This window comes from Halopseudomonas sp. L-58 (genome assembly GCF_056859475.1).
Genome location: NZ_JBSXON010000062.1, coordinates 25,680 through 51,888 on the forward strand (window position 1 = coordinate 25,680; position 26,209 = coordinate 51,888).

Annotated in this window: 23 protein-coding genes and 1 tRNA gene; 21 read left to right on the top strand and 3 right to left on the bottom strand. The window is 62.8% G+C overall.

The window, feature by feature from the left end; genetic code table 11:
• Nucleotides 1–69: 69 nt before the first annotated feature.
• From exaC to AC13EY_RS09930, 3 genes are all read left to right on the top strand, one after another.
• On the top strand, nt 70–1,590 hold the full coding sequence (exaC, locus tag AC13EY_RS09920; protein WP_096006377.1) for an acetaldehyde dehydrogenase ExaC: 1,521 nt from the start codon (nt 70–72) through the stop codon (nt 1,588–1,590).
• Nucleotides 1,591–2,139: 549 nt separating this feature from the next.
• Nucleotides 2,140–2,382 (top strand): type II toxin-antitoxin system Phd/YefM family antitoxin, encoded by a 243-nt coding sequence (locus AC13EY_RS09925; protein ID WP_335598982.1) that lies wholly within the window; start codon nt 2,140–2,142, stop codon nt 2,380–2,382.
• The gene (locus AC13EY_RS09930) at nt 2,379–2,642 is read left to right on the top strand and encodes a Txe/YoeB family addiction module toxin (protein WP_335598981.1); all 264 of its coding nucleotides are present in this window, start codon (nt 2,379–2,381) and stop codon (nt 2,640–2,642) included. The genes AC13EY_RS09925 and AC13EY_RS09930 overlap by 4 nt, the downstream gene beginning before the upstream one ends.
• 607 nt (nt 2,643–3,249) lie before the next feature.
• On the opposite strand, the gene AC13EY_RS09935 is transcribed toward AC13EY_RS09930, so the two are convergent.
• Entirely contained in the window at nt 3,250–3,507 is a 258-nt protein-coding gene (locus AC13EY_RS09935; protein ID WP_335598980.1) for a type II toxin-antitoxin system Phd/YefM family antitoxin, read from the bottom strand.
• A 199-nt stretch (nt 3,508–3,706) separates the two neighbouring features.
• Between AC13EY_RS09935 and pqqA the strand changes: the two genes are divergently transcribed.
• The 7 genes from pqqA to AC13EY_RS09970 all read left to right on the top strand — a co-directional run bounded on the left by pqqA (nt 3,707) and on the right by AC13EY_RS09970 (nt 9,817).
• Nucleotides 3,707–3,778, top strand: coding sequence for a pyrroloquinoline quinone precursor peptide PqqA (gene pqqA / locus AC13EY_RS09940; RefSeq protein WP_063607997.1), 72 nt, complete (start codon nt 3,707–3,709; stop codon nt 3,776–3,778).
• Nucleotides 3,779–3,834: 56 nt separating this feature from the next.
• Nucleotides 3,835–4,746 (top strand): pyrroloquinoline quinone biosynthesis protein PqqB, encoded by a 912-nt coding sequence (gene pqqB, locus AC13EY_RS09945; protein ID WP_335598979.1) that lies wholly within the window; start codon nt 3,835–3,837, stop codon nt 4,744–4,746.
• 10 nt (nt 4,747–4,756) lie between these two features.
• Nucleotides 4,757–5,509: a pyrroloquinoline-quinone synthase PqqC gene (pqqC, locus tag AC13EY_RS09950; RefSeq protein ID WP_238872346.1), complete on the top strand. Its 753-nt coding sequence runs from the start codon at nt 4,757–4,759 to the stop codon at nt 5,507–5,509.
• A complete protein-coding gene (gene pqqD, locus AC13EY_RS09955; protein WP_096006507.1) occupies nt 5,506–5,784 on the top strand; it encodes a pyrroloquinoline quinone biosynthesis peptide chaperone PqqD in 279 nt (92 codons plus the stop codon). Before pqqC ends, pqqD begins: the two co-directional genes overlap by 4 nt.
• Nucleotides 5,756–6,898 (top strand): pyrroloquinoline quinone biosynthesis protein PqqE, encoded by a 1,143-nt coding sequence (pqqE, locus tag AC13EY_RS09960; protein WP_335598978.1) that lies wholly within the window; start codon nt 5,756–5,758, stop codon nt 6,896–6,898. The genes pqqD and pqqE overlap by 29 nt, the downstream gene beginning before the upstream one ends.
• Complete coding sequence (locus AC13EY_RS09965) at nt 6,864–8,762, top strand: alpha/beta hydrolase family protein (protein WP_335598977.1); 1,899 nt, start codon at nt 6,864–6,866, stop codon at nt 8,760–8,762. Before pqqE ends, AC13EY_RS09965 begins: the two co-directional genes overlap by 35 nt.
• Before the next feature lie 128 nt (nt 8,763–8,890).
• Nucleotides 8,891–9,817 carry an acyl-CoA dehydrogenase middle domain-containing protein gene (locus tag AC13EY_RS09970; protein ID WP_482876670.1) on the top strand — a complete coding sequence of 309 codons (927 nt, stop codon included), beginning with the start codon at nt 8,891–8,893 and terminating at the stop codon, nt 9,815–9,817.
• Here AC13EY_RS09970 and AC13EY_RS09975 read toward each other — a convergent pair whose 3' ends face one another.
• Nucleotides 9,818–10,354, bottom strand: a complete 537-nt coding sequence (locus AC13EY_RS09975) for a hypothetical protein (protein WP_228246311.1) — start codon at nt 10,352–10,354, stop codon at nt 9,818–9,820.
• 124 nt (nt 10,355–10,478) lie between these two features.
• Here AC13EY_RS09975 and AC13EY_RS09980 point away from each other — a divergent pair, with 124 nt between their 5' ends.
• Together AC13EY_RS09980 and AC13EY_RS09985 are read left to right on the top strand one after the other, a co-directional pair.
• Nucleotides 10,479–10,805 (top strand): DUF7693 family protein, encoded by a 327-nt coding sequence (locus AC13EY_RS09980; RefSeq protein ID WP_228246310.1) that lies wholly within the window; start codon nt 10,479–10,481, stop codon nt 10,803–10,805.
• A gap of 66 nt (nt 10,806–10,871) precedes the next feature.
• Complete coding sequence (locus tag AC13EY_RS09985; protein ID WP_335598975.1) at nt 10,872–12,239, top strand: diguanylate cyclase; 1,368 nt, start codon at nt 10,872–10,874, stop codon at nt 12,237–12,239.
• A 10-nt stretch (nt 12,240–12,249) separates the two neighbouring features.
• On the opposite strand, the gene AC13EY_RS09990 is transcribed toward AC13EY_RS09985, so the two are convergent.
• Nucleotides 12,250–12,561, bottom strand: coding sequence for a GIY-YIG nuclease family protein (locus tag AC13EY_RS09990; protein WP_335598974.1), 312 nt, complete (start codon nt 12,559–12,561; stop codon nt 12,250–12,252).
• Between the two features lie 357 nt (nt 12,562–12,918).
• On the opposite strand from AC13EY_RS09990, the gene AC13EY_RS09995 reads away from it, so the two are divergent.
• The 9 genes from AC13EY_RS09995 (at nt 12,919) to AC13EY_RS10035 (ending at nt 25,925) form a co-directional block, all read left to right on the top strand.
• Nucleotides 12,919–13,941 carry a DUF2804 domain-containing protein gene (locus AC13EY_RS09995; protein WP_335598973.1) on the top strand — a complete coding sequence of 341 codons (1,023 nt, stop codon included), beginning with the start codon at nt 12,919–12,921 and terminating at the stop codon, nt 13,939–13,941.
• Between the two features lie 126 nt (nt 13,942–14,067).
• Complete coding sequence (locus tag AC13EY_RS10000) at nt 14,068–15,504, top strand: thioredoxin domain-containing protein (protein ID WP_335598972.1); 1,437 nt, start codon at nt 14,068–14,070, stop codon at nt 15,502–15,504.
• Complete coding sequence (locus tag AC13EY_RS10005; RefSeq protein WP_276527218.1) at nt 15,501–16,031, top strand: UGSC family (seleno)protein; 531 nt, start codon at nt 15,501–15,503, stop codon at nt 16,029–16,031. Before AC13EY_RS10000 ends, AC13EY_RS10005 begins: the two co-directional genes overlap by 4 nt.
• Nucleotides 16,032–16,046: 15 nt before the next feature.
• Nucleotides 16,047–17,426, top strand: coding sequence for an L-seryl-tRNA(Sec) selenium transferase (gene selA, locus AC13EY_RS10010; protein WP_335598971.1), 1,380 nt, complete (start codon nt 16,047–16,049; stop codon nt 17,424–17,426).
• Nucleotides 17,423–19,282 (top strand): selenocysteine-specific translation elongation factor, encoded by a 1,860-nt coding sequence (gene selB / locus AC13EY_RS10015; protein ID WP_482876674.1) that lies wholly within the window; start codon nt 17,423–17,425, stop codon nt 19,280–19,282. The genes selA and selB overlap by 4 nt, the downstream gene beginning before the upstream one ends.
• A 15-nt stretch (nt 19,283–19,297) precedes the next feature.
• Nucleotides 19,298–19,392: transfer RNA gene (locus AC13EY_RS10020), tRNA-Sec, on the top strand.
• Between the two features lie 221 nt (nt 19,393–19,613).
• On the top strand, nt 19,614–21,812 hold the full coding sequence (gene katG, locus AC13EY_RS10025; RefSeq protein WP_335598969.1) for a catalase/peroxidase HPI: 2,199 nt from the start codon (nt 19,614–19,616) through the stop codon (nt 21,810–21,812).
• Nucleotides 21,813–22,263: 451 nt separating this feature from the next.
• Nucleotides 22,264–23,799 carry a carboxylesterase/lipase family protein gene (locus tag AC13EY_RS10030; protein ID WP_233049276.1) on the top strand — a complete coding sequence of 512 codons (1,536 nt, stop codon included), beginning with the start codon at nt 22,264–22,266 and terminating at the stop codon, nt 23,797–23,799.
• Between the two features lie 101 nt (nt 23,800–23,900).
• On the top strand, nt 23,901–25,925 hold the full coding sequence (locus tag AC13EY_RS10035) for a carboxylesterase/lipase family protein (protein WP_482876676.1): 2,025 nt from the start codon (nt 23,901–23,903) through the stop codon (nt 25,923–25,925).
• The last annotated feature ends 284 nt before the right edge of the window (nt 25,926–26,209 follow it).

The following is a 26,209-nucleotide window of genomic DNA, read 5'->3' on the forward strand; positions in this document are numbered from 1 at the left end:
GACCCATTACTAAGATCGAACCATGACTTGACCCGTGCGGGGTCAGGCTTCGCTCAGAGGAAAACAACAATGATCTATGCACAACCCGGAGCCGAAGGCTCAGTCGTTTCCTTCAAGTCTCGCTATGGCAACTACATCAACGGCGAGTTTGTCGCGCCGGTCAAAGGCCAGTACTTCACCAACCTGACGCCCGTCACCGGCAACGCCGTGTGTGAAATCCCGCGCTCCACCGCAGAAGACATCGACAAGGCGCTGGACGCCGCTCACGCTGCCAAAGATGCCTGGGGCAAGACCTCCGTGCAGGCGCGCAGCAACATCCTGCTGAAAATCGCCGACCGCATCGAGCAGAACCTCGAACTGCTCGCCGTCACCGAAACCTGGGACAACGGCAAGGCCGTGCGTGAAACCCTGAACGCCGACATCCCGCTGGCCGTCGACCACTTCCGCTACTTTGCCGGCAGTATCCGCGCGCAGGAAGGCAGTGCCGCCGAGCTGGACGAGCACACCGCCGCCTACCACTTCCACGAGCCGCTGGGCGTGGTTGGTCAGATCATTCCGTGGAACTTCCCGCTGCTGATGGCCGCGTGGAAACTGGCGCCGGCCCTGGCTGCCGGTAACTGCATCGTGCTCAAGCCTGCCGAGCAAACCCCGCTGAGCATTCTGGTGCTGATGGAAGTCATCGGCGACCTGCTGCCGCCGGGCGTGCTGAACGTGGTGAACGGCTACGGCCGCGAAGCCGGTGAAGCACTGGCCACCAGCACCCGCATCGCCAAACTGGCGTTCACCGGTTCCACCCCGGTTGGCCGTCACATCCTCAAATGCGCTGCGGAAAACATCATCCCGTCTACCGTGGAGCTGGGCGGCAAGTCGCCGAACATCTACTTCTCCGACATCATGCAGGCGGAAGAATCCTTCGTCAGCAAAGCCGTAGAAGGCATGGTGCTGGCGTTCTTCAACCAGGGTGAAGTGTGCACCTGCCCGTCCCGCGCGCTGATCCAGGAAGACATGTACGACGACTTCATCGGCATGGTGCTGGAGCGTACCCGTACCATCAAGCGCGGCAACCCGCTGGATACCGACACCCAGGTCGGCGCGCAGGCCTCCGAGCAGCAGTTCGACAAGATCCTGTCCTACATGGAAATCGCCCGCGAAGAGGGTGCCGAGTTCCTGATCGGTGGCGGCGCAGAGCGTCTGGGTGCCGAGTTTGGCAATGGCTACTACATCCAGCCGACCCTGCTCAAAGGCCACAACAAGATGCGCATCTTCCAGGAAGAAATCTTCGGCCCGGTGGTCAGCGTTACCACCTTCAAGACTGAAGAAGAAGCCCTGGCGATTGCCAACGACACCGAGTTCGGCCTGGGCGCCGGTCTCTGGACCCGCGACATCAACCGCGCCTACCGCGTAGGCCGCGGCATCCAGGCCGGTCGCGTCTGGACCAACTGCTACCACATGTACCCGGCCCACGCCGCGTTCGGTGGTTACAAGAAGTCCGGCGTCGGTCGCGAGAACCACAAAATGATGCTCGACCACTACCAGCAGACCAAGAACCTGCTGGTCAGCTACGACGTCAACCCGCTGGGCTTCTTCTAAGCCCACCCAGGCAAACCCCGCGCAGGTTGCTCCACCTGCCGGGGCGCTAGGGGCTGGTGGTGAGTTGTCGGCCCTGAGTACTACCCCTGAGGGAACATGCCCCTCATTCTGCAAGTCTGTTCGTGAAACTTTGGCGTGACTTCGGTCACGCCCTTTTTTTGTCTGGGATTTGGTGGGGGATGGCTCTATAGCACCGCTGCTGAGCCGATCTCCCGGGCCACGGCATGCCGTGCCCGTGCTGACACCTGCACCAACGTGACCGGTTTTGACTGTTCCCAGCCTCTGCGCTTCTGACGACCGCTCGCCAGACCCAGGCGTAGGGGCGCAGCGTGCTGCGCCCGAGCGGCCTTTGCCCCGTCGCGTGGCAGAAATGAACACCGCCTGCGCTACTCGCCCGCGTAAACGGGGACCCCGCGGTCCGTGCGGTTGTCACCATCACTGCGCACTACCTCACACTTACCCAACAACCTGCACGTCAATTACGTGCGTATTGACGTACGCTTTCACGAGCGTACACTGCTCAAAAAATGTACATGCAATGAGGGTGTCATGACCGGAATTACCGCCACAGAGGCGCGCAGCAACCTTTACCGGTTGATTGACGAGACTGCAGAGTCCCATCAGCCCATCACCATCCTGGGTAAACGGAACAGTGCGGTGCTGGTTTCCCAAGAGGATTGGTCGGCAATCCAGGAAACGCTGTACCTGCTTTCCGTACCGGGCATGCGTGAATCTATTCGCGAGGGTATGGAAACCCCCGTGACAGAATGCGATGGAGAGCTGGATTGGTGACATGGAAACTGGTTTACACCAAGCACGCCCAGAAAGACGCAAAGAAACTGTCCTCCGCCGGCCTCAAGCCTAAAGCGCAAGAACTGCTGGCGCTGATCGCCGAAGACCCATACCGCAAACCGCCGCCGTTTGAAAAATTGGTGGGTGATCTGGCAGGCGCGTATTCACGCCGTATCAATATTCAGCACCGACTGGTGTATCAGGTGTTGGAGGCGGAGAGGGTGGTGAAGGTGATTCGGTTGTGGAGTCATTACGAGTAATGGACGTGTTACTCGTCGTTGATCGCTCCCGCGCTCCGCCGGTAGCGCCTGCCCGAGCGGCCTTTGCCCCGTTGCGTTGTTTGCTCAGACCTCGCGTGCGCTGCTCACGTCTGCCTTTTGCCTTCGCAGCATCTAGACCAATCGTCATTACGGCAAACCGACCGCACGTCATATCCGCATATCACCACGTCATCCCCGCACCGCGCGATGATTCATCACGTCACCGTTTCGCCCTGACGGCGAGCCACTTTTCTTTGCGTGGCCAAAGAAAAGTAACCAAAAGAAAGGTCGCGGCCAGCTTGGACCCCGACTACACGGCCCTTCGGGTTCGCTGCGTTGCTCGTTCTGACGGGGGCCGGCAGAACTCGGCTCTGCGAGCCTCAGACATGCTGCCGTCCTATTTCCCGCCAGCCCTGCGCTACTCGCCCGCGTAAACGGGGACCCGGGGTCCGTGCGGACTCGTCGGTCTGTGCTCTGATCGAAATTCAGCTTGCCGTATGTTCTTCTTTCGCTAAAGTAGGGAGCGCTTCACGTAATTTCGCCACAGCGCGTAGACGCCATAAAAACCAAGGAGGGTGGCAATTTGAAGCCGAGCGAATAAGGGTAACTATGCTTTGTGCTGCCGCTCACGGTGTGTAGCCTTGGTCGTGTTGTAGGCCTCAAGCGACGTCGCGATCTGTCGCATCAGGTCCATGCTTTGCAGCACATGGAACGTCTCTTGGTGTTGCGACCATTCAGCGGCGCTGACGACCACAAAGTCGTTTCCATCGGGACTGGTCACCTTGATGGGAAGGTGCTTGGCTAACGCTTGAGGTGCATGCTTGTTGAGGTTGTCTTCAAACGTACGGCGGCTAACGGTTTTCATTGGGTTTACCTGTGGGTTATTGGGTACCAGGGTGCCAAGATAGCCGTGGTGCAATGCAAAGCAACCACCCCCACACCAACCAAATCACGACCAAATCTACTCCCAAAGTATCATTCGTACCCCCCGATCCCGGTGTTTAACTGAGTCCGTCGGTTCCTGCCGACGCTGTAAACCCACGCAATAACAAGAGGATCGACCCATGTGGACTAAACCCAGCTACACCGACCTGCGCATTGGCTTTGAAGTCACCATGTACTTTGCCAACCGCTGAGTACCGGGCGCCCCGGTTTCCGGGGCGTTTAGGCACGCTGGCCGAGGACAGATCCCATGCATGTACAGATACTTGGTTCAGCTGCTGGCGGTGGTTTTCCGCAGTGGAACTGTAACTGCCGCAACTGCGACGGCTTGCGCCGTGGCACGCTGAACGCGAAAGCGCGTACCCAATCTTCCATTGCCTTGTCGGATGACGGGGTGAACTGGATTCTCTGCAACGCTTCCCCCGATATTCGTACCCAGTTGGAGCAAACGCCTGTGCTGCAACCGGCGCGGGCGGTGCGTGATACGGCGATCCGGGCGATTGTGCTGATGGACAGCCAGATCGATCACGTGACCGGGCTGCTGACCCTGCGTGAGGGTTGCCCGCACGAGGTCTGGTGTACCGATATGGTCCATGAGGACCTGCAGACCGGCTTTCCGCTGTTCCCGATGCTGAGCCATTGGAACGGTGGTTTGCAGCGCCGTCGGATCGGGCTGGGTGAGCCGTTCCGTATTCCGGCTTGCCCGGTGCTGGAGTTTTTGCCGATTCCGCTGCGCAGCGCGGCGCCGCCGTATTCGCCGCACCGCAACGACCCGCACCCCGGCGACAACATCGGCCTGCTGGTGCGCGACACCAACACCGGCGGTGTGCTGTTTTACGCACCGGGCCTGGGCCAGCCGGATGACGGGCTGCTGGCGACCATGCGTGATGCCGATTGCCTGCTGGTGGATGGCACCCTGTGGCGCGATGACGAGATGGCCTTTGCTGGCGTGGGCGACAAGCTCGGCAGCGAGATGGGCCACCTGCAGCAGAGTGGGCCGGGCGGGATGATCGAGCTGCTGGATGCGCAGCCGGCCAGCCGCAAGGTGCTCATTCATATCAACAACACCAATCCGATCCTGGACGAGGACTCTGCCGAGCGCGCCGAACTGGTGGCGCATGGCATCGAGGTCGCCCATGACGGTATGCAGATCGTTCTGTAAGGAGGCCGCCATGCAGCGCGAGCCGATGAGTATTTCCGAATTCGAGCAGGCCCTGCGCGACAAGGGCCGCTACTACCACATTCATCACCCGTTCCACGTTGCCATGTACGACGGCAGCGCAACCCGCGAGCAGATTCAGGGTTGGGTGGCGAACCGTTTCTACTATCAGGTCTGCATTCCGGTGAAGGACGCGGCGATTCTGGCTAACTGCCCGGACCGCGACACCCGCCGCGAGTGGATTCAGCGCATCATCGACCACGACGGAGAGCCGGGCAGCGAGGGCGGTATCGAGGCCTGGCTGCGTCTGGGCGAGGCCGTGGGGCTGGACCGCGAGGTGCTGCTGTCGCAGGAGTTGGTGCTGCCGGGCGTGCGCTTTGCGGTGGATGCCTACGTCAACTTCGCCCGCCGGGCCAGCTGGCAGGAGGCGGCCAGTTCGTCGCTGACCGAGCTGTTTGCCCCGCACATTCATCAGTCGCGGCTGGACAGCTGGCCGCAGCATTACCCGTGGATTGATCCGACCGGGTACGACTATTTCCGCAAGCGCCTGAAAGAGGCCCGCCGCGACGTCGAGCACGGCCTGCGCATTACCCTGCATCACTACACCACCTGGGAGGCGCAGCAGCGCATGCTGGAGATTCTGCAGTTCAAACTGGACGTGCTCTGGAGCATGCTCGACGCCATGACCATGGCCTATGAGCTGGAGCGCCCGCCGTATCACACGGTCACGGCCGACAAGGCCTGGCACCGGGGGATCGCGCTATGAACCCGGTAGTGCGTGATAACACGCCGGTGCTGCGCCCCGGCTTTCGTCTGCAGTGGGAACCGGTGCAGAACAGCCACGTGCTGCTCTACCCGGAGGGCATGGTCAAGCTGAACGAGAGCGCCGCCGAGGTGCTGTTGCTGGTCGACGGCAAGCGTCCGGTCGCCGACATCATCGACACGCTGACAGACAAGTTTCCCAATGTGCCGGGACTGGACGAAGACGTTCTGGCCTTCATCGAGGTGGCCCATGCTCAACACTGGCTCCATATCCGCTGAACAGGGGCCACCGCTGTGGCTGCTGGCCGAGCTGACCTACCGCTGCCCGCTGCAGTGCCCGTATTGCTCGAACCCGCTGGAGTTTGCCAACCACAAGGGTGAGTTGAGCACCGCCCAGTGGATCGACGTGTTCACCCAGGCGCGGGCGCTGGGCGCGGCGCAGCTGGGCTTTTCCGGTGGCGAGCCGCTGGTGCGAGAAGACCTCGCCGAGCTGATCGGCGCGGCGCGTGAGCTGGGCTTTTACACCAACCTGATCACCTCCGGCATGGGGCTGACCGAGGCCAAGATCGAGGCGTTCCGCGAGGCGGGGCTGGATCATATCCAGATCAGCTTTCAGGCCTCCGATGCCGAGATCAACAACATGTTGGCCGGCTCGCGCAAGGCGTTCGAGCAGAAGCTGGCGATGGCGCGGGCGGTCAAGGCGGCGGGTTACCCGATGGTGCTCAACTTCGTGACCCATCGGCATAACATCGACCAGATTGACCGCATCATCGAGCTGTGCGTGGCGCTGGAGGCGGATTTTGTCGAACTGGCGACCTGTCAGTATTACGGCTGGGCGCACCTGAACCGCGCCGGGCTGTTGCCGACCAAGGCGCAGCTGGATCACGCCGAGCAGGTCACCAATGAGTGGCGCGAGAAGTTGGCCGAGCAGGGCAACCCGTGCAAGCTGATTCTGGTCACCCCCGATTACTACGAGGAGCGCCCCAAGGGCTGCATGAACGGTTGGGGCAATATCTTCCTGACCATCACCCCGGACGGTACCGCGCTGCCGTGCCACAGCGCGCGGCAGCTGCCGGTCAGCTTCCCCAGCGTGACCGAGCACAGCCTGTCGCACATCTGGTATGACTCTTTCGGTTTCAACCGCTTTCGCGGCTATGATTGGATGAGCGAGCCGTGCCGGTCCTGCGACGAAAAGGAGAAGGACTTTGGCGGCTGCCGCTGTCAGGCGTACCTGCTGACCGGTGATGCCACCCAGGCGGACCCGGTGTGCAGCAAGTCGCCACACCATCACAAGATTCTGCAGGCCAGAGCCGAAGCAGAGCAGCCCCAGCCGGGGATAGAGGAGTTGACCTTCCGTAATGAACGTACCTCGAGGATCATCTGCAAGGTCTGATGTAACCCTGCCCGGCCGTTGGCCGAGCGACTTCAGTGCAGCGCAGGCGGTTGCCGCCAGCGCTGACTACAGCGATCTGTGCTGCGCCGACGGCGCACTCTGGTGGCTGACCTTTCGCCCGCAGCAGGGTGACAGCGTGCTGCAGCGTTGGCAGGACGGCGTCACCCGCACGGTCACCCCCCAAGGCCATTCCGTGCGCAGCCGTGTGTATGAATACGGCGGCGGCAGCTTCTGCGTGCTGCCCGGTGAGTACGAGCCAGACTGCCTGCTGGTGTTCGTCAACGAAGCCGACCAGCAGCTGTATCTGCAATGCCCGGAAGGGCAGCGCCTTGAACCCCTGACCAATTATCCCGAATGCCGCTACGGCGGACTCTGCGCCGACCTTGCGCGCCGCCGCGTGCTGGCGGTGGAAGAGGCGCATCTGCCGGGGCGGGTGGAGCACCGGCTGGTCGCCATTGGGCTGGACGGTTCGCGTCAGGTGCTTGCCAGCGGCGCTGACTTTTACCACAGTCCGCAGGTCAGTGATGACGGCACGCAGCTGGCGTGGATCGAATGGGATCGCCCCGATCTGAGCTGGACGCGCACCCGGCTGATGCGGGCAACGCTGGCTGCCGACGGCAGCGTGGCGCAGGTGCAGTCGGTCGGTGGCGCGGATGACGCATGGCAGCAGCCGCGCTTTGATCGTGCCGGCCAGTTGTGTTGCCTGTCTGATCGCAGTGGCTATTGGGTGCCCTGGCAGGTTGCGGCTGACGGTCCGCGCAAGTTGCTGGCGATTGCCGCCGATCACGCGCCTGCGCCCTGGCAGCAGGGCAGCAACACCTGGCTGCCGCTGGAGGACGGATGGATGGCGCTGAGCTGGAGCGAGGCCGGATACGGCCATCTGGCGCTGCGCCATTCGGTCAGCGCCGAAGAGCGGCGGCTGGCGCACGCCTACAGTCGTTTTCGTCACCTGTGCAGCGACGGCAAGGCGCTGTATTGCATCGGCGCGTCGCCCAGCTGCACCGCCGCGATTCTGCGCATCGAACTGGCCACCGGTGAACTGACCCGGCTGCTGGGCGAAGACAGTGCGCTGGACGCCGCTGATCTGTCCCGCCCCGAGCGGCTGCTGTATCTGAGCGCGGGTGGCGAGAGTGCCCACGGCTTCTTCTACCCGCCGCGCAATCACGCCCAGCAGCTGGATCAGCCGCCACCGCTGCTGATCTTCACCCACGGCGGGCCGACGTCGGCCTGCTATCCGGTGCTGGATAACCGCATCCAATTCTGGACCCAGCGCGGTTTTGCCGTTGCCGATCTGAACTACCGTGGCAGCACCGGGTACGGCCGGCCGTATCGCCAGCGGCTGCAGGGCAACTGGGGCGTCACCGACGTGGAGGACGTGCTGGCGGCGGTCGACTATCTCGGCCAGCAGGGCAGGATCAACCCGGCGCAGGTATTTATTCGCGGCTCCAGCGCCGGCGGCTACACCACCCTGTGCTCGCTGGTGGCCGGGGCAGGGCGCTTCCGCGCTGCCGCCAGTCTGTATGGTGTGAGTGATCCGCTACAGCTGCGCGCGGTGACCCACAAGTTTGAAGCCGATTACATCGACTGGTTGATTGGCGACCCCGACACCCAGCCCGAACGCTACGTCGAACGCTCCCCATTGGCCCAGGCCGACCGCATCCGCACCCCGGTGATCTTCTTCCAGGGCCTGCGCGACGCGGTGGTGCTGCCGAGCCAGACCGAACAGATGGTCGCCGCTCTGGACGACAACGGCGTACCGGTGCACTGCGTCACCTTCGCCGACGAGCGCCACGGCTTTCGCAAGGCCGCGCATCTGGCGCAGGTGCTGGAAGAGGAACTGGCGTTTTATCAGGCGTGGTTGTAGCGCAGTCTCGGGGAGGTCGAGCTCCCGCTCGACCAGCGGCCTGCAGGCAGTGTGCAGGCTCGGCTGTTTCGGACGGCCCTGTGCTAGTCTCGCTGGGTAGCCAACAAAGCGAACAAGAGGATAGGTCTGTGAGCGCGTTTTCCCCTGTGCAGTGGTGCCTGAAGGCGTCGGTCGATGTACCTGTGATGGAGACGGCAGATGACTGGCTGGCCAATTGGCGGCAGCTGCCGCTGGATGAGCTGTCGCCATTCGCACTGGCAGTGATGGGCGGCTTCCAGGCAGATCGTGCTGCCTGGGCCTTCAGCGCCGGGTACGAGGCTGCGTTGCGGGCGATGTTCCCGCAGATCAGCGGTGGCGGGCTGCACGGCTTCAGTCTGAGCGAGGAGGGCATTCGCAGCCCGCGTGATTTGCAGACCCTTTGGCAAGCCGACGACGCAGGTGGTATTCGCCTGAGTGGCAACAAGGGCTGGGTGCCGCTGCCTGAGCATTGCGAGGCGTACTTTGTGGTGTGCCGCGCCAGCGGGCAGGATGGCGCTCTAAGCGTGATGCGCATGCCTGCCACGGCGGATGGTGTGTCGATGAGCCCGCGCAATCCGGCGGCCTTTATGCCCGAGCTGCCGGCCGCGCGCATGCAGTTGCAGGACGTGGTGCTGGATGCCTCGGCGATGCTACCCGGTGATGGCTGGACCGATTATGCCCGCCCCTTTGGTGCCCTGGAGGAGCTGTATGTCAGTGTGGCGCTGATGGGTTATCTGCTGCGCGAAGGGCGCGCCCGCGACTGGCCGCAGGCAATGCTACGGCAGATGCTGGCAGCGATTACCCTGCTCGAGCGGATTGCCGCTGAGGTTGAGTCCGATCAAGGCCTGGTATTGCTGGCCGGCGCGACCGAATGGGTGCGCACATTGATGACGCGAGCAACTGCGCAGTGGGCCGAGCAGCCGGAGGACGCCGGCGGGCAACGCTGGGCTCGTGACCAGACAGTGCAGCGCATGTGGGCTGCCGGCGGTGCCAGACGGGGTGATCGGGCCTGGCAGGCGCTGAGCCCGAGCGCGTGATCAGGCTCCGGCGTCGCTGACCAGTGGCGCCGGAGTGCCGGCTGCCTGGTGTTTGAACAGTGGGAAGAGCACCGCCAGCGGACAGGTCAGAGCGGCGATCAGCCCGGTCCAAAGGGTCTTGAAAATCAGGTACTGACTGACGCTCAGCTGCTCAATGCCGAACAGACCGAGCAGCGCGATGGTGGGTGCAGCGTAGATCAGTGTTGCCATCAGACCGATGCACAGGGCAGCGCCGAAAGGGCGGTCCGGCAGGTAGCGAATGATCTGTCGCAGCACGCTGAATCGGTCCGCGGCGACTGCGGGAAACTGGCCGCTGCTGACCTTGCGGCGCTGCAGGGCTATGGTGATCCAGCTCAGCAACATGCAAAGGACAAGGGCGGTGATCACCAGGTCGGCGGCGATTCCGCCCTCGCCACGCAGACTGAGCGTCGCCTGCTCACGGAGCAGTACCCAGGCAACTGCGCCGTTGAGCAGCGCATTGACGACAAAGGTGGCAATCACTTCGGTTCTCAGGTGCGAGTGTATCGAGTTGCTCATGGGGGGCTCGTTGTTATCATTGTCGGCCATTCAGCTGCCAGCCAGCGTAGTGTGCGATTGCCGGCTCCACAAGCTGCAGCGCCGTTTTGCTGATTTTTGCTGATTATCGGAGATAGCCATTCTCATGCCAGCTCGTTCTGCTACTGCTACTGTCTCTGCCCGTGAGGTGTATCAACTGTTCCGCGATGTTGCCCTGCAGCAGAGCGCGCTGATGCGCGATGACGGGCCGCGCTGGGCCGAGATCGACACTGGCGTGGTGCATGTCTGCATCGATGGCCGGCGTATCGCTCTGTTCAAGGACGCCGGCGAGCTGCACCACTGCCTGGGCTGCGAACTGGAAGACGGTCGTGTTGCGGGGCAGGATAGCTGGCGCGGTGCTGGTACCGATCCGCTCGAGTTGCTCAGTGTGTGGGAGCGAGCACAGTTGCTGAAGGCTCTGGAACGGCTCTAGTGGCAGGATGACAGCAGCGCGCGAGCGTGAAACAATCGCCGGCCAGTCGTTTTGAGGTGTCTGTTAATGCCGCGTTTGTCCGTCGAGCAGCTGTCCGAGGAATGGGGGCTGTTAAACCAGAAGTTCAGTCAGCAGAGTCGTCGCTTTGTACTGGAGTTCTGCATTCGTCATGCTGTTGATCTGACCGAAACGTTCTACTCGGAGATGATGGCCGATCCGGCTGCGTCGCTTTTTCTCTCGCATGATCAGGTTCAGGGCCGCCTGAGTCTGTCCATGCGTCGCTGGCTGGAAGGGTTGTTTGACAGCGAGGATGAGGTCGCGCTGGCACGAATCATTGCCGAGCAGAAGAAAGTAGGTGAGGTTCATGCCCGCATTGATATCCCGGTGCACCTGGTGCTGCGCGGTGCACGTTGTCTCAAGGACCGTTTTATCGCGTTGCTGCAGGAGGATTGCGAGCTGTCCGATCGCGAGCACCTGGATGCGGCGCGGCTGATGTCGGACACCGTGGATCTGGCGATGGAGGTCATGAGTCACGCCTATTCCACCTCGCACGATCGTAACTCGCGCAATGAGGAAGCCTATCGCCTGTTTTCGGTCACCCAGAACATTGCTACTGAAAAGGAACGTCAACGGGCCGCGCTGTTCGACTGGGAGAATCAGTTGATGTTCGATCAGGCGGTTGGCCAGAGCGGTGAACACCTGCCGCGTATTCTCGCCTCCGAGTTTGGCCTGTGGTTCCGGCACAAGGGCGCCCATGCGTTTGAGGGTGCGCCCGAGGCCCAGCAGATTCTTGATGGTATGGAGCGGATAGACGATGTGCTGCTGCCGCTGTTCGACCAGGACCCGGCCGAGCGCATCGCGCGCCTGCGCGAATTGCGGGAAACGGTGAAGGCAATCCGGTTCAGCCTTGATCACTTGTTTGAGCAGAACAATGAATTGGAAGCCGGCCGCGACGTGCTGACCCGCCTGCTCAATCGCAAGTTTTTGCCGGTAGTGCTGACCCGTCAGGTCAGTCATGCCCGCAGCCACGGTACGCCATTTTCCGTGCTGGCGCTGGATATCGATTACTTCAAGCAGATCAACGACAGTTACGGCCACGAGGCCGGGGATCGGGTGCTGCAGCAGTTGGCCTCGCTGTTGATCAACAGCAGTCGTGCCGGGGATTACCTGTTCCGTCTGGGTGGCGAGGAGTTTCTCATGCTGCTGGTCGATACCGGACTGGATGGCGCGCGTCGCGTGGCCGAGAAGTTGCGCCGCGGTGTCGAGCAGGAAGTCTTCCGTCTGCCGCAGGATCGGACGCTCAACATCACGCTGAGTATCGGCGTTGCCTGTTTCAATGGTCACCCGGACTATCAGCAGTTGATGCGCCGTGCCGACGATGGTCTGTATCAGGCCAAGCACAGCGGCCGCAATCGGGTAGTGGTGGTCGAATAAACCCGTTCGCTCAGCAGCGCTCCTGCCCGGGGGCTGCGAGTCTGGTGTAGAGATCATCCCAAGCAGGATTGCTCTGCTCGATCAGGTTGATTTTCCATTGTCGTTTCCAGCGCTTCAGCTGCTTCTCGCGGCTGATGGCGCTGAGCATGTCGGCGGCTTGCTCGAAGTACACCAAGTGGTGGATTCGGTAACGCTGGGTGAAACCACTGACCACGCCGTTCCTGTGTTCCCAGATACGCTTGAGCAGATTGCTGGTGACGCCGACGTACAGGGTCCCATTGCGTTGGCTGGCGAGGATGTAGACGCAGGGGTGTTTGGTCATTGGGGCGCGCCTCGTGGTATGGCAGTGGGTCTATGTTGGCTGATGCATTTGCGCAACTGGATCCCTGCCTGCGCAGGGATGACGTGGAGGTTTGGATTGCCGTGGGAGGCTCCACTCTGAATGCCGCTTACGTCTGGCCAACTCCGGAGCGTGGCTTTGGAAATGCCGATACATAAACCTCGTCATCCCTGCGCAGGCAGGGATCCAGTTGCGGGTTCGCGTTAGCGCAGTATCCATTCCCCAATCACCAAAGGCTCTGGCACTTTTCCGTCAATGCGATAGGGTTGGCACGCAGCTTCTGCTTTACTGAACACAGCTCGTCGAGCTCGGTTCTGCCAATAACAAGAGAGCACGCCAATGCCCGCGTTACCCCGCCTGATCGATGCATCCGGTCAGCCCTGCTATGGCCTTTTCCCCGACGGGGTAGAGGAAATCAATTACCTGGACTTTGACCTGCGTACGGTGATGGACAAGCCGCGCTCGCAGCTGGCGCGGCGGTTTGGCGCGAACCAGTTTCAGTTCATCAGCCTGCTTAGCTCGGAACTGATCGTTGGCGTGGCGATTGTCGATCTGAAGCTGGTCAGCAGTGCCTTCGTCTACCTGTTTGATCCACACACCCGGCGCTTCGACGAGTTCAGCTTTCTCCAGCCGCTGGCCCGCGGCACGACGTTCGACTCACGGCCTGGCAGTGGTCGGGCGGTATTCGAGAAAGGGCGTAACCGAATCACTGTGGATGCTGCTGGCGAAGCCGGCGTGCGTCAGTTGCTGGTCGAGCTGGCCGACGGCACCCGCATCGATGCGCGGATTGACGAGGGGGCGAGTCAGCAGCCTTTGTCGATTTGCACCCGGGCCGGATATACGGGCTGGGTATTCACCCGCAAGACCGCCGCGCGGGTCTGCACCGGCAGCGTCAGCTGGCGCGAGCAGCAGTTTGATCTGCGCCAGCTCGGCGCGCTGGCGGCAGTCGACTGGACCACGGGCTTTATGCGCCGGGAAACATTCTGGAACTGGGGCAGTCTGTCCTGCCGCTTGCCTGACGGTAGGCGCCTCGGCTTTAACCTGGCGGCCGGGGTCAACGAAACCGGCTTTACCGAGAACGGCATCTGGCTTGACGATCAACTGATCAAGGTCGACATGGTCGACTTTCAATTTGACCGCGCCAAGCCGCTGGCGCCCTGGCAGCTGCGCTCGGCGGACGGGCTGGTTGACCTGCAGTTCGAGCCGGCTGGCACCCGCCAGGAAAAGCTCAATGCACTGTTGCTGGCGTCCAATTTTAAGCAGCACTTCGGCCAATTCAGCGGCGAGTTGCGGATTACCGGGGAGACGCTGACGCTGGATGGTGCCTGGGGGCTGGTAGAGGATCATTACGCGCGCTGGTGAGCTGCTTCGCTTGTATTGATACCCCTTCAATCAGCGCATCCATGACGGCGGTCGGTGGTTGGAATTGGGCGTCAGCCTGCCTATTCTGTCTGCTATTTGAGACACAAGACCCTCAAAGGGCTGCCCATGAAACCTGCACTTCCCGATGGCCTGATCGTCGTCGCCAAGGCTGACTGCCCGACCTGTCGACTGGTCGAGCCGCTGCTGGCCGAGATTGCCCAGGCCGGGCCGCTGACTGTCTACGCGCAGGATTCGGCCGAGTATGCCGCCGACCTGCCGTCCTCGCTGTACGACAAAACGCTCGAACACTCCTTCCACCTTGGCATCGAGTTTGTGCCGACGCTGATTCGGGTCGAGAACGGCGTGGAATTCGAGCGCACCTACGGCTGGCACAAGGAAGACTGGCGACAGCTGACCGGCCTGGCTGAGCTGGGCGAGGCGCTGCCGGTGATGCGCCCGGGTTGCGGCTCGAAGACGCTGGAGCCGGGGATTGCCGAGGAACTGGAACTGGCCTTTGGTGATATTCGCCTGCAGTCGCGCGAGATCGACATGGGCAGCGCCGAAGACCCGATGGAAGCCTGCTTCGAGCGTGGTTGGAGCGATGGCCTGCCGGTGGTGCCGCCGACACCGGCGCGGGTGCTGCGCATGCTCAAGGGCACCAGCCGCCAGCCCGACGACGTGGTCGGGTTGATGCCGCCGGACCTGGTGCCGGTGACGGTCGAAAAAGTCGCCATCAACGCGGTGCTGGCCGGCTGCAAGCCGGAATACATGCCGGTACTGCTGGCTGCGCTGGAAGCAGCGCTGACCGATGAATTCGGCCTGCACGGGCTGATCTGCACCACCATGTTCGGCAGCCCGATGATTGTGGTCAACGGCCCTGCCGCCCGCGCCATCGGCATGAATTCCGGCGTCAATGCGCTGGGGCAGGGCAACCGCGCCAACGCCACCATTGGCCGGGCGCTGCAGTTGCTTATTCGCAACGTCGGCGGTGGCCGACCGGGCGAGATTGACCGCGCAACCCTGGGCAACCCGGGCAAGTACAGTTTCTGCTTCGCCGAGGCCGAAGACGCCGACTGGCTGCCGCTGGCGCAGGAGCGCGGCGTTGAGGCCGGGCGCTCGGCGGTGACGCTGTTCCCCGGCGAAGGGGTGCAGGGGATTGTCGATCAGAAGTCGCGCGATCCGGAATCCCTGGCGCGCTCCTTTGCGCTGTCGCTGCGCACCGTGGACCACGCCAAGCTGGCGATGGCCGGTGACGCGGTGCTGGTAGTCTCGCCCGAACATGCGCGGGTCTTTATCGAGGCTGGCTGGTCGAAGCAGCGGTTGCGTGAAGAACTCGAAAAGCTGCTGCTGGCTCCCGGTGCCGAACTGGTAGCCGGTGCCGGCGGCATCGCCGAAGGTATCCCCGAACGTTTCAAGGATCAGCAGGTGCCCAAGTTCCGTCCGGGCGGGCTGCTGATCGTCCGGGCTGGCGGCACCGCCGGCCTGTTCTCCGCCATTATTGCCGGCTGGGCCGCTTCAGGCCCGGTCGGTTCGTCTCCGGTAACACGTGAGGTAACGTCATGAACCACAGCATTGTGCTCGATCCGACTGCGGAACGGGCGCCGGCGCAGCGTGCGCGTCTGGCCCGTCCCGCCAGCCTTGAAGGCAAGGTGGTCGGTCTGCTCGACATTTCCAAGCCACGCGGCAATGTCTTCCTCGACCGTATAGAGGAGCAGCTGGCAGCCATGGGTATTGCGGTGAAGCGCTATAACAAGCCGACCTTCACCCGCATTGCTCCGACCGAACTCAAGCAGCAGATGGCCGCCGAGGTGGATCTGCTGGTGGAAGGTCTGGCCGACTGAGGGTCTTGCACGTCGTGCTGTATGCATGACATCGCAGACCTGGAGTCACGTCAGATCCCGGGAGTAGGGGTTGCCTCCAGTGAATTTGTTCAGGCCGCGGCGTTGCAGTCGAAGGCCCTTGGCTTTGATCCGGCCATGGTCTTTGTTCCGCATCCGATTCAGGACCGCACCGACGATGAAATGCGCGCGCTTGCCGATGGCGCGCTGGCAGAGATTCTGCGCCTGCTGCAAAGCGGCGACGCAGACTGAGCCAAGGGTGGTCGCATGACGGCCACCTTTAACCGACCACCCGCGGTCGACCGGGTACTGACCTGGCCGCTGGTGCAGCAACTGATTGCCGATCACGGCCGCGCACTGGTGGTTGATGGTGTGCGTGCCGCGCTGCAGCTGTGGCGCGGCGGCGAGATCAGCGACGACGAGGCACTGTTGCACTGGCTGCGTCAGCACCTGCTGGCGACGCTGGCGCCGTCCATGCGACCGGTGCTGAACCTGACCGGGACGGTGCTGCATACCAATCTGGGCCGCGCGCCCTTGCCGCCGGAAGCGGTGGCGGCGATGAATGCGGTCGCCCTCGGCGCGAGCAATCTGGAGTTCGATCTGGCCAGCGGTCAGCGTGGCGACCGTGATGATCATGTCGAGCAGTGGATCTGCCGCCTGACCGGCGCGGAAGCCGCGACCGTGGTCAACAACAATGCCGCTGCCGTGCTGCTGGTGCTCAATGCACTGGCGAACCGCCGCGAGGTGGTGGTGTCGCGCGGTGAGCTGATCGAAATCGGCGGCTCCTTCCGCCTGCCGGACATCATGGCCCGCGCCGGCTGCAAGCTGCGCGAGGTTGGCGCCACCAACCGTACCCACCCGCGCGACTACAGCGAAGCCGTTGGCCCGCGCACCGCGCTGTTGCTCAAGGCACACACCAGCAACTACCGCATCGAAGGCTTCAGTACCGCGCTCAGCGAGGCGCAGCTGGCGGCGATTGCCCGTGAGCATAAGGTGCCGCTGGCGGTGGATCTGGGCAGCGGCTCGCTGATCGACCTGCAGGCGCTGGGGCTGCCAGCGGAACCGGTGGTGGCTCAGGTGCTGGCCGAAGGCGTCGACGTGGTCACCTTCAGTGGCGACAAACTGCTCGGCGGGCCACAGGCCGGCATCATCGCCGGGCGCGCGGATCTGATCGCGCGTATCCGCAAGAGCCCGCTCAAGCGCGCACTGCGTTGCGACAAGCTGACCCTCGCAGCACTGGAAGCGGTGCTGCGCTTGTATGCCGACCCGGACACTCTGGTGCAGCGGGTGCCGACCCTGCGGCTGCTGACCCGCAGCGCCGAGTCGATACACCAGACCTGCGACGCCCTGTTGCCTGACCTGCAGCGCTGGGCGGGGGAGGCCTTTGCGGTGGATGTGTGCGCGGTCAGCAGCCAGATCGGCTCCGGTTCGCTGCCGCTCGACGTGCTGCCCAGTGCGGCGCTGCGTCTGTGCAGCACCAGCGCCAATCGGCGTGAGCGCAGTCGTGCGCTGCGTCAGCTGGCCGAGCGCCTGCGTCAGCTGCCGCAGCCGGTAATCGGCCGCATTGCCGATGACAGCCTGCTGCTCGACTGCCGCTGCCTGGAAGATCCGGCAGTGCTGCGTACCGCCCTGGGAGTGGCCGGGTGATCATCGCCACTGCCGGGCATGTCGACCACGGCAAGACGGCGCTGATTCGTGCCCTGACTGGCGTGGACACCGACCGGCTGGCCGAAGAAAAGCGCCGCGGGCTGACTATCGAACTGGGGTTTGCCTGGCTGCCGAGCGACACCGGCGAGCCGCTGGGCTTTATCGACGTGCCCGGCCACGAGCGCTTTATCGGCACCATGCTGGCGGGCGTCGCCGGGGTGGATATGGCGCTGCTGGTGGTGGCCGCTGATGACGGCGTGATGCCGCAGACCCGCGAGCATCTGGCGATTCTGCAGCTGCTGGGGGGACGCGAGCTGGCGCTGGTGATCAGCCGCTGCGATCTGGTCGATGACGCTCAGCGCGAAAGCGTCGCCGAACAGGTTCAGGCGCTGGCCGCCGAGGCGGGCTGGCCCAATGCGGAGGTATGGCGGGTATCCAGCACCAGCGGGCAGGGTATCGACGCCTTGCGTCAGGCCTTGCTGGCACGGGCCGAACGGCGGCAGGCGCGGCCCAGCGACAGTCCGGCACGCCTTATGATCGACCGGCGCTTCAGCATCGCCGGGGCAGGCTGTGTGGTGACCGGCACGCTGGTCAGCGGTCGCCTGCAGGTAGGCCAGACGCTCTGGCTGCATGGGCAGGAGGTGCGGGTGCGCAGCCTGCAGCGGGCGTCCAGTGAGGTCGCTGAGGTAAAAGCCGGGCAACGCTGCGCGCTCAATCTGGGTGGTGCGGTGTCGGCGGAACAGCCCCAGCGTGGCGATTGGCTGAGCGCGCAGGTCCTGCCGCTGAGTGATCGGCTGGACGTTTCTCTCACGCAATTGCCGGACAGCCATTGGCACCGGGGCGTGCTGCAACTGCATCTGGGTACGGCGATCCAGTCGGTGCGGGTGGTGCTGCTCGATGAAGCGGCCGGTCTGGCGCAACTGATGCTGGAGCAGCCGGCGGCCGCGGTCTGGGGAGATCGTTTTATCATCCGCGATCCGGCGGCCAACACCACGTTGGGTGGCGGCCGGGTGCTGGACCCGCAGGGTATGCGCCGCGGCCGCAGTCATCCGCAGCGGCTGGCATGGCTGTCAGCCTGGGCGGCCGCCAGCACGCCACGTGAGGTACTGGCCGCAGCGCTGCGACAGGGTGCGGTGGCGCTGCCGGAACTGGCGCTGAAACTGAATCTGTCCGCCGACCAGCTTGAGCAATTGCTGCCGGCTGAGGGCCTGATTGTTCTGGCGGCGGCCGGTCATCGGGTCGCGCTGACCGTCGAGGCCAGCGAAGCGCGCTGGCAGCGACTGGCCGAGCGTCTGGCCGACTGGCATCAGCAGCATCCCGAATTACTCGGGCCGGGGGAGGGGCAGCTCGGGCTGGTCGGCTGCCTGCAACTGCCGTTGCCGGTGGCGCGCCAGTTGCTGCAGCGCTGGCAGGCCGAGGGGCGGCTGCAACGCACCGCCTGGGCGCTGCATTTGCCAGATCACCGGCCGCAGCTGCAGGCGGGTGATGCCGAGCTGCTGGCGCGGGTGGCTGCCGAGCTGGTACCGGGCGGGCTGCGGCCGCCGATTGTCGGCGAGCTGGCCACGGCATTGGGCATGGAACTGGGGGAACTCAAGGCGTTCTTGCAGCGCATGCAGCGGGCCGGTGAACTGGTTGCGGTGGCATCCAACCGTTATTACCTGCCATCACAGGTGGAAGGCTTGGTAGCGGTCGCACGGCAGTTGGTGGCAGACTCGCCGTCCGGCAGTTTTAACGCCGCCGAGTACCGTGACGCCTCGGGCATCGGCCGCAACCTGACCATTCAGGTGCTGGAGTATCTGGATCGCGCTGGCGTGACCCGCTTCGTGCGTGAGCAACGTTTTCTGGTGGCAGGCTGAGCCTGCCGCCGCAATGGATGGACATCGTCCCCGGTGGGGCGCCCGGACTTCAACTCCGGTGAGATGCGCAACGCGTGTCTGGTGGGTTCGACTCCCATGTCCTTCCGCCATTATTCAGCACAACCCGGCGCTGATGCGCCAGCGCGATGGCGTTAAAACATCGCTTGGGGTGTTTTTATAGTCAAAGCCTATTGAATGCTTTGATTTAAGTTAATGGCGCTATTCCGGCTCCGTGCTTAACTTACTGGCAGGTTGCAGGTTCCCAGGCGCTCAGCAGACTGACTCCCTCCGATCCTGCGATATGACACCCCAAACAAGAGCGGAGACTGACATGACTGACAAGAAGACTGGCGGATGCCCGGTAATGCATGGGTCTAATACCCGGCTCAAGATGACCAAGGACTGGTGGCCGAACCAGCTCAATCTGGCGATCCTGCACCAGCACAATCCCAAATCCGATCCCATGGGTGGCGATTTTGACTACGCCGCCGAGTTCAGCAAACTCGATCTTGCCGAGGTCAAGAAGGACCTTACCGCGCTGATGACCGATTCCCAGGAGTGGTGGCCTGCGGATTACGGTCACTACGGCCCGCTGATGATCCGCATGGCCTGGCATTCGGCCGGCACCTACCGTACGGCCGACGGCCGTGGCGGCGCCTCTACCGGAAACCAGCGGTTCGCGCCGATTGGCAGCTGGCCCGATAACGCCAACCTGGACAAGGCCCGCCGCCTGTTGTGGCCGGTGAAGAAGAAGTACGGCAGCAAGCTGTCGTGGGCGGATCTGTATATCCTTGCCGGTAACGTTGCCCTGGAATCCATGGGCTTCAAGACCTTCGGTTTTGGTGGCGGTCGCGCCGACATCTGGGCTCCCGAGGAAGACATTTACTGGGGGGCAGAGGACGAGTGGCTGGCGACCAGCGACAAGCCGAACAGCCGCTATTCCGGTGAGCGTGATCTGGAAAACCCGCTGGCGGCAGTTCAGATGGGTCTGATTTACGTCAACCCGGAAGGCCCGGATGGCAAGCCCGATCCGCTCGCCTCGGCCCGCGATATTCGCGAAACCTTCGCTCGCATGGCGATGAATGATTATGAAACCGTGGCGCTGACCGCCGGCGGCCATACCTTTGGCAAGGTGCACGGTGCCGGCGATGCGGCGCATGTGGGCCCGGAGCCCGAGGCGGCGCCGATTGAGGAGCAGGGGCTTGGATGGAAGAGCAGCTTCGGCAGCGGCAAGGGCCGCGATACCATCACCAGCGGTCTGGAAGGCTCCTGGACGCCTAACCCGATCAGGTGGGATATGGGCTACCTGGATGTGCTGTTGGGTTATGACTGGGAGCTGACCAAGAGCCCGGCCGGCGCCTGGCAGTGGGTGCCAAAGAATCTTGCACCGGAAGACCACGCGCCGGATGTCGAGGATCCCAGCAAGAAGGTCGGTATCATGATGACTACCGCCGACATGGCGATGCGCGAGGATCCCGAGTACCGCAAGATCTCCGAGCACTTCCACAAAAACCCGGAAGAGTTCGCCGATGCCTTTGCTCGCGCCTGGTTCAAGCTGACCCACCGGGACATGGGGCCGAAGGTGCGTTACCTGGGCTCTGAAGTTCCGGCGGAAGATCTGATCTGGCAGGATCCGGTGCCGGCAGTCGATCACCCGCTGATCGATGCGCAGGACATCACCACGTTGAAAGCCAAGTTGCTGGGCTCCGGTCTGAGCGTTGCCGAGCTGGTTTCGACTGCCTGGGCGTCAGCCTCGACCTACCGCGATTCTGACAAGCGCGGCGGAGCGAACGGCGCACGGATTCGCCTGGCACCGCAGAAGGATTGGGAAGCCAACCAGCCGCAGCAATTGGCCAAGGTGCTCAAGGTACTCGAAGGCATCCAGGCAGATTTCAACGCTGCCGGTGCCAAGAAGGTCTCGCTGGCTGACCTGATCGTGCTGGGCGGCGCGGCGGCTATCGAGAAGGCTGCGCAGGATGCCGGGCACAGTGTGACCGTACCCTTTGCGCCGGGTCGTACCGACGCCACTGACGAGCAGACCGATGCCGAGTCGTTCGAGCCGCTCAAGCCCGAGGCTGATGGTTTCCGTAATTACCGCCGGACCAAATTCACTGTCTCGGACGAGGAGATGCTGGTCGACAAGGCGCAGTTGCTCGGCTTGAGTGCGCCGGAGATGACTGTACTGGTCGGTGGCCTGCGGGTTCTTGGCGCCAACCACGGTGGCAGCAAGCACGGCGTGTTTACCAGCACCCCGGGTGCGTTGAGCAATGACTTCTTCGTCAATCTGGTCGACATGAGCACTGCCTGGTTCCCGACCTCGGACGATGCCGATGTGTTTGAAGGCCGTTGCCGCAAGACCGGCGCGGTGAAGTGGACCGGTACTCGGGTGGATCTGGTGTTTGGTTCCAACTCGCAGCTGCGGGCGCTGGCGGAGGCCTATGCCCAAGATGACGCCAAGGCGAAGTTCGTGACCGACTTTGTTTCAGCGTGGAACAAGGTGATGAACGCTGATCGTTTCGACCTGACCTGATTCACCGGTTTTACCCCTCCAACCCACGGGCGCCGCAAGGCGCCCGTGGCGTTTCTGCGCTCGCGTTTGCTGCCATCAGCGCGGTGAATATTGCTCAACAGGGTTGCTGTGCAGTTGTTTGGTCATGGTGTTCTGTCTCGCTAAAGGCCTCTTCCGGGAATCGCCGGTGGTGATGGGGACGTGGGGTCGAGCGTTCATAGATGACGGTTTTTCATTAAGAATGAATGTTCGCTCCATTTAATAGGCTTATCTGCCGTGACATGAGAGGGGAAGCACTGGCCGAGACGGAGAGGATTGATGTCTCGAAAATGAGTCGCCGTATCGCTGCGAATGATCATTCATTTTTCCGTTGTTGTGCCTTGCAAGTCTGCCTATGCTCAGCCGGAGCGGAGGGTGACCAGCAAGTCATTTCTCTTGCTTGGCTTCTTACAACAATAAAACGGAGAGCAGCATGAACCCCGGTATTGCAACACCTCCCAAGCGTCTCAGCTATCTGAGCATATCCCTGATGGCAATTACCTTGCCGCTGGCCGGCTGTCTTGGTGGCGGCGGCGGGAGTGACGATGAACGTCGCACCGGCACCTTTGTGGACAGCCACGTGGCAGGTCTTGACTACAGTGCAGGCAGCAACACTGGTACAACCAGTGACACCGGAACCTTCCGCTATCGCCCGGGCGAAACGGTTACCTTCTCCATTGGTGATCTGGTGCTGGGGGCAGCTGTCGGTGCAGAAGTGATGACACCGCTGAGTATTATTCAGGGGGCAACCGACGCATCTGACCCTCGGGTCAACAATATGCTGATTTTGCTGCAAACGCTGGATGCCGACGGCAATCTGAATAACGGTATCCAGATTACCGAGCAGATTCGCACCGAAGTCTCGCTCGCTGCTGCGGACATTAATTTCGATCAGCCGGTGGCGGATTTCCGCACGGCGATTACCGGCCTAGTTGCGGATCTGGAAAGTGCCGGCGCGTTTTCCGATACCGATCCCCGTGCCCGCAAGGTGGTAGCAGCAGACGATGCCCGCGAGCATTTCAGCCGCTCGACCGGTGAGCGTATTGTCGTGGCCACCACCGGCGGCGAGCTGCGCGGTTTCGAATCCAGCAACACGACCTGGCAATTCCTTGGCGTACCCTACGCCAAGCCGCCGCTGGGCGAGCTGCGCTGGCGTGCGCCCGAGCCGGCAGAGCCCTGGGAAGGCGTGCGCGATGCCGTCGCCTGGAGTGACCAGGCCGCCCAGAACGCGGCGCTGGAGCGTTTTGGTGAAGGCGGCATGAGTGAAGACTCGCTGTACCTCAACGTCACCATGCCCAAGGACGCCGACAACCTGCCCGTTATGGTCTGGTTCCACGGTGGCGGTTTTACTGCCCTGACCAGCAACACCATTCCGTTCAACAACCCCGAAGCGGTGGTCAGCAAGGGGGTGGTGCAGGTTTCGGTCAACCACCGGCTGGGCGCTTTTGGCTATCTGGCGCACCCGGAGCTGACCGCCGAGAGCAACTATGGCGGTTCCGGCAACTATGGCCAGATGGACCTGATCATGGCCCTGCAGTGGGTGCAGGACAACATCGAGGCCTTTGGCGGCGACCCGGATAACGTCACCATCTTTGGTGAGTCCGGCGGCGGCCGCAAGGTGCTGTCGCTGATGGCGTCGCCGCAGGCCGCAGGGCTGTTCCACCGTGCGATCAGTCAGAGCGGCACCCTGCGTCCGGATACCCGCTCGCTGGCCGATGGCGAGGCCCTTGGCCTGACAATTCAGGGTCGCATGGGAGCCGCATCGCTGGCCGAGATGCGTGAGGCCACCGACGAGGAGGTTGTCGACCGGATGATGACTATCTGGACCAACTTCGCCAAAACCGGCAGCCCGAGCATCGACGGTGAAATCAGCTATCCGATTTACAACGCCACCAGCGAATCCTATGTCGAGCTTACCGATATCGCCGAGGCGAAGTCCCATCTGGGCGAGCGCTTCAGCGACGACTGAGTCGCCGCTGCCGGCAACTCAATTCAGGGTTGGTACATGACCCACCGGCTGCTGCTGCAGCCCGGTGCTGTCGCTCTGCAAGCAACAGGGAGTAGTGCAAAATGGGTATTTCAAACGTGCGTAAACCAGCGCGCTCAGCCGCGCTGGGGTTGACTTTGACCCCGCTGTTTCTGGCATTGACGGGGTGCTTGGGTGGCGGGGGCGGCGGCTCCGACGCAAACCCTGCGCGGACCGGGGTGTTCATTGACAGCCCGGTGGCCGGGCTGGATTACCAGGGCAGCACGACGCCCGTCGGCCAGACCGACGCCGAGGGTGGCTTCCGCTATCGGGAGGATGAAACCATCCGCTTCTTCATTGGCGATCTGGATCTGGGATCAGCAGTGGGCGCTGAGCAGCTTACACCTCTGAGCATTGTTGCCGGTGCAGAGTCGGCCAGTGATCAGCGTGTCACCAATATGCTGATTCTGCTGCAGACTCTGGACGCCGACGGCAATCTGAACAATGGCATCCAGATCACCCACGAGATCCGCCAGGAAGTCTCGTTCAACGCCGGCAATATCAACTTTGATCAGCCCAGCGCCGACTTTCGCAACAGCCTGACGGCCATGCTGGAGCGACTGGATGACGTCGGTGCCTTTACCGATACCGATCCGCGGGCCCGCAAGGTTGTCGATACCGCCGATGCGTTGGCGCATTTCCAGCGTTCGACGGGCCCTCGGGTTGAAATCGAGACAACCGGCGGCATGCTGCGCGGCTTTGAGGCCAATGCCTCGACCTGGCAGTTCCTCGGCGTGCCCTACGCCAAACCGCCGCTGGGCGAGTTGCGCTGGCGCCCGCCACAGCCGGCCGAGCCCTGGGAAGGTGTGCGTGAAGCGACGTCCTGGGCGGATCAGTCGGCGCAGGACTTCACCCTGGAGCGGGTCAATGAAGGTGGCATGAGCGAAGACTCGCTCTACCTCAATATCACCGCACCCAAGGATGCCGAGGGGCTGCCGGTCATGGTCTGGTTCCATGGTGGCTCGTTCGCCATCCTGTCGGCCAACTCGCCGCAGTACAACAACCCTAACGGGCTGGTCACCAAGGGCGTGGTGCAGGTCAGCGTCAACCACCGCCTCGGGCCATTCGGCTACATCGCCCATCCGCTGCTGAGCGCAGAGAGTGGGTACGGTGGGTCCGGCAATTATGGCCAGATGGATCTGGTCATGGCGCTGGAATGGATTCGCGACAATATCGCTGCCTTTGGCGGAGACCCGGGCAATGTCACCATCTTCGGCCAGTCCGGTGGTGGCGGTAAGGTCTACTCGCTGATGAACTCGCCGCAGGCGGTCGGGCTGTTCCACAAGGCAATCGTGCAGAGTGGCGTCGCACCGCTGGAGACCGACAGTACGCCGGCCGATTCGCTGGGAGTGTCCGAGGCCATTGGTGAGGCACTGTTCGAGCGGGCCGGGGTCACCACTCTGGAGCAGGCGCGGGCGCTGCCCTGGACGGCCTTTGCCCAGGCAGACCTGGACAACAACATCCGTCGGGAGACCTATCGGCCCAACTCGGACAATTACTACCTGCCCAACACCTATTACGGGAATGTGCAGCAGGGCATGCCCAGCGATGTGCCGCTGATGGCCGGGGTGACCAACGGCGACTACACCACGATTCGCGCCGCCTTGCCGATCTGGTTGCAGCAGCGCAGCGCCGAGTATCAGTCCAATCAGTACATCTATCGCTTCAGTCGGGTGCCGCCGGGTTGGGATGATCTGGGGCTGAGCAGTTGCCATGGCTGCGAGCTGCCGTACCTGTTCAATTATCCGGCCGGTATGGTGCAGAACTATCTGCTCGGGCTGGTACTGACCGACGCCTATGCCCTGCCGCAGATTGGTGACCTGAACAACAACGGTGTGACAGGGACCCAGGGCGACGCAGCGGATATCTATGCCTCCATGCGCTGGGGTATGCAGGACTCGGCAATGGCCGACTTGCTGATGACCCAGTGGAGCAACTTCGCCCGCACAGGCGATCCCAGCACCGAGTCGCTCGCGTGGACGCCCTACAGTCTGGAAAACGATGCCCTGATGGAGCATGGCAACAACGGTGTCGCGGCGATGACAACGGGGGTAGCCGAGGCACCCTGATCGACAGCTTTTTGGATCGTGCGTGGGCTGCGAGAGCAGCCCTTCTGGCCAGATGGCCTGAACCGGTACCCGCGTTGGTGGGTACCGGTTTTTTTGTTCTGCCCATAAAATCGGGCAACGCTACAGAATATTCCGCCAATGCGGTCGGCCGAATGCTCCAGTGATTGAGTGTGCACTCGGGTTCGTCCCGTTTACGCGGGCGAGTAGCACAGGATTGGCAGGAAACAGAACGGCAGCCTGTTTGAGGCTCACAGAGCCGAGTTCTGCCGGCCCCTGCCAAGCCG